The organism is Streptomyces sp. WG7, from assembly GCF_049975785.1.
Taxonomy (GTDB): domain Bacteria; phylum Actinomycetota; class Actinomycetes; order Streptomycetales; family Streptomycetaceae; genus Streptomyces.
On the sequence record NZ_JBNGGE010000164.1, the window covers coordinates 1 to 902 of the forward strand.

1 protein-coding gene is annotated in these 902 nt (G+C 69.2%); it reads left to right on the forward strand.

Going from position 1 to position 902, the window contains the following annotated elements:
• A partial coding sequence (locus ACP4J0_RS38550; RefSeq protein ID WP_426604116.1) for a condensation domain-containing protein occupies positions 1-902 on the forward strand: 902 nt, incomplete at both ends.

Below are 902 nucleotides of genomic sequence, written 5' to 3' on the forward strand. Positions count from 1 at the left end.
TCGAGCGCGTCCGTGAGCTTCTGGACGGGGAGAGCGGGCTGGATCCGGAAGAGGTGTGCCGCTGGGCGCGGGCACGGGGCTGGGACGCCGTGGTCACCGTCGGTTCCGAGGGGGCGGACACCATGGATGTGGTGTTCGTCCCCGAAGACACGGGTGCGGTGTCGGACGTTTTCGTCGCGGTGGGTGTGGGGTCGCTTGCCGGGTTGGCGAGTGATCCGGTGCGGACGCGGGTGGCGGGTGAGCTGGTGTCCACGCTGCGTCGCGGTCTGTCGGAGCGGCTTCCGTCGTATCTGGTGCCGGCCGCGTTCGTGGTGCTGGAGGCTCTGCCGTTGACGGTGAGCGGGAAGGTGGACCGGGGGGCCTTGCCCGCTCCCGAGTACGCCTTCACGGCGTCGCGGGCGGCACGGACGCCGCAGGAAGAGATCGTGTGTGCTCTGTTCGCCGAGGTGTTGGGTGTGCCGGCGGTCGGGGTGGAGGACGACTTCTTCGAGCTGGGTGGGCATTCGCTGCTGGCGACGCGGCTGGTGAACCGGATCCGGGCCGTGCTGGGTGTGGATCTGGCCTTGCGCGTGTTGTTCGACCGGCCGACGGTGGCCGGTGTCGTGCGGCATCTGTCGGCGACCGGGTCGCGTCCGCTGCTGGAACGGCGTGAGCGGCCGCACCGCCTGCCGTTGTCGTTCGCGCAGCGCCGTATGTGGTTCCTGTACAAGTTCGAGGGTGCTTCGGCGACGTACAACATTCCGCTCGTGCTGCGTCTCACCGGTGAGCTGGACGTGCCCGCCATGGAAGCGGCCCTCAATGACGTGATCACCCGGCACGAGCCGTTGCGGACGGTCTTCCCCGACCTCGACGGCGAGCCCTACCAGCACATCCTCACCCCCACCGAAGCCCACCTCACCCTC